Here is a 1,985-nt window from a genome sequence, read left to right as displayed (position 1 = left end):
GGCCCCCCCCCCCCCCCCCCCACTACCCTGGGGTGTGTTACGGAAACCGCAGTTCCACCACGCCCTCATGCGGCAGGCTCACCTTCACCGGTGTGCTCTGCAGGTCGTCCTCGCTGCGGTTGGCGCTGCCGCTGCGCGAAATGCGTGCCAGCACTTCCACTTCGCGATGCGCCGACAGCGGCGCGGTCGGCATCGGGCTGTCGCCGTCGCCGAGCCCGACCGTGGCCGGGAAGTCCGCCAACGGGAGTTTGCGCGCGGCCACCGGCATCGGCGGCCCACCCACGGCGCGGGCCAGCACGAACACCTGGGTGCTGGCCGGCCACTCCGAGCCCTGCAACGCAGGCAGCTGTACGCGCACCTGCAGCAGTGCCGGTGGCGGTGCAGCGGTTGCATCGGGCGCCTGGCCGGCGGCGTCGCGGGCGATGGCGATCTGTGCCTGCAGCGCCTGCGCGGCGCCGGGCTCCAGCCGCGGCAGCAGGCCGCTCCAGATATCGGCGGCCTCGGCATTCCGGCCGCGCTGGCGCAGCGCGATGCCCAGCAGCCAGCTGGCGCGCTCGGCGTCCGGGGCCAGCGTGCGCGCCTGCTGCAACCAGCCGATTGCGGTGTCATCGAACTGTTTTCCGGGGTCGGCCTGGGCACGTGCCTGTGCGGCTTCCACCAGCACGCCGGGGTCGTCCGGAGCCAGTGCGGCAGCACGTGCGAAGGCCTCTGCGGCGGCGACGGCATTGCCCAGCTCGGCCTGCGAACGGCCCAGCAGCGCCCAGCCATCGGCCCGCTGCGGGTCGCGCTTGAGTGCATCCTGCAACGCCTGTACACCATCGCGCAGCGTCGCGACCGACGGCGCCAGCTGTACCTGCGCGGCGCGCGGGTCACCCACCAGCAGGTACAGGCAGGCGCCGGCCACACCGAGTGCCAGCACGCCCACGGCGAAACCTCTGCGGCCGCGGTGGCGCAGGGGCCACAACACCAGCGCCGCCATCAATGCGGCAACCAGACCGGCCAGCACCGGCAGCCAATGACTCACCATCCCTCTCCTTGGTCGGCCTGGCTGGCCGGCGCGGCGGCAACCGTGCGGCCACGCCGCCGGACGATGCCGAACACCACCAGCGCACCGGCCCCCAGCACCAGCAGCGGGCCGCCCCACAGCAGCCAGGTACCCGGCTGCAGCGGTGGCTGGTACAGCACGAACTCACCATAGCGAGTCACCAGGAACTGCTTGATCTGTGCGTCGTCGTGGCCCTGCTGCATCAGCTGCAGTACCTCGCGGCGCAGGTCCTGCGCGATCTGCGCGTTGGAATCGGCCAGTGACTGGTTCTGGCACTGCACGCAGCGCAGCTGTGCGGCCAGGTCATGGAAGCGACGCTCCTCGGCGTCATCGCGGAACTGCAGGGGCTGCGGATCGTGCAGCGGCTGCTGGGCCAGCACGGCCAGCGGCAGCAGTAAAAGCAGCATCGTCAGCAGCCAGCGCATCGGCTCAGGGCGCCGTGTGCAGCGTGCTGCCGGCACTGCCCTGGGCCTTCTCGATCTTCTCCAGCGCCGGAATCAGTTTCTCGTCCACCACGCGCTGGGTCATCGCGCCGCTGTACTTCCAGCGCACGATGCCGCTGCCATCGACCAGGAAGGTTTCCGGTGCGGCGGTCACGCCCCAGTCGATCGCGGTGCGGCCTTCAACATCGCTGAGCACCACCATGAAGGGATTGCCCAGCTGTTCCAGCCAGTGCAGCGCGTCGGTCGGATCGTCCTTCCAGTTGTAGCCGATCACGCGCACGCGCTTGCTCTCGGCGAAGCGGGTCAGCACCGGGTGTTCCTCGCGGCAGGCCGCGCACCAGCTGCCCCACACGTTCAGCAGGTAGGGCGCGCCGCGCAGGTCGTCGCTGTGCACGATCATTTCCGGGTCATGCAGCACCGGCAGCGCAAACGCCGGCGCCGGCTTGTCGATCAGGGCCGAGGGCAGCACGTCGCGCTGCGGATCGCCCGATTTCATC

Annotated in this window: 3 protein-coding genes; all 3 read right to left on the bottom strand. The window is 70.7% G+C overall.

Annotated elements, in window-relative coordinates; genetic code table 11:
* Window positions 1–37: 37 nt before the first annotated feature.
* The 3 genes from QRO93_RS21375 to QRO93_RS21365 are packed head-to-tail and all read right to left on the bottom strand — an operon-like array spanning window position 38 to window position 1,984.
* Window positions 38–1,027, bottom strand: coding sequence for a tetratricopeptide repeat protein (locus QRO93_RS21375; protein WP_180881066.1), 990 nt, complete (start codon window positions 1,025–1,027; stop codon window positions 38–40).
* Window positions 1,021–1,470 carry a cytochrome c-type biogenesis protein gene (locus QRO93_RS21370; RefSeq protein ID WP_180881064.1) on the bottom strand — a complete coding sequence of 150 codons (450 nt, stop codon included), beginning with the start codon at window positions 1,468–1,470 and terminating at the stop codon, window positions 1,021–1,023. Before QRO93_RS21370 ends, QRO93_RS21375 begins: the two co-directional genes overlap by 7 nt.
* 4 nt (window positions 1,471–1,474) lie before the next feature.
* Window positions 1,475–1,984, bottom strand: coding sequence for a DsbE family thiol:disulfide interchange protein (locus QRO93_RS21365; protein ID WP_285304357.1), 510 nt, complete (start codon window positions 1,982–1,984; stop codon window positions 1,475–1,477).
* Window position 1,985: the final 1 nt, after the last annotated feature.

This window comes from Stenotrophomonas maltophilia group sp. Smal17, assembly GCF_030237045.1.
GTDB classification, from domain to species: Bacteria; Pseudomonadota; Gammaproteobacteria; order Xanthomonadales; family Xanthomonadaceae; genus Stenotrophomonas; species Stenotrophomonas forensis.
This window is presented reverse-complemented; position numbering and strand designations above follow the sequence as displayed.

What these genes read in the sequence shown, in the direction of transcription:
- QRO93_RS21365 (WP_285304357.1), bottom strand. Translation starts at nt 1,984, where the DNA reads ATGAAATCGGGCGATCCGCAGCGCGACGTGCTGCCCTCGGCCCTGATC.
- QRO93_RS21370 (WP_180881064.1), bottom strand. Translation starts at nt 1,470, where the DNA reads ATGCGCTGGCTGCTGACGATGCTGCTTTTACTGCTGCCGCTGGCCGTG.
- QRO93_RS21375 (WP_180881066.1), bottom strand. Translation starts at nt 1,027, where the DNA reads ATGGTGAGTCATTGGCTGCCGGTGCTGGCCGGTCTGGTTGCCGCATTG.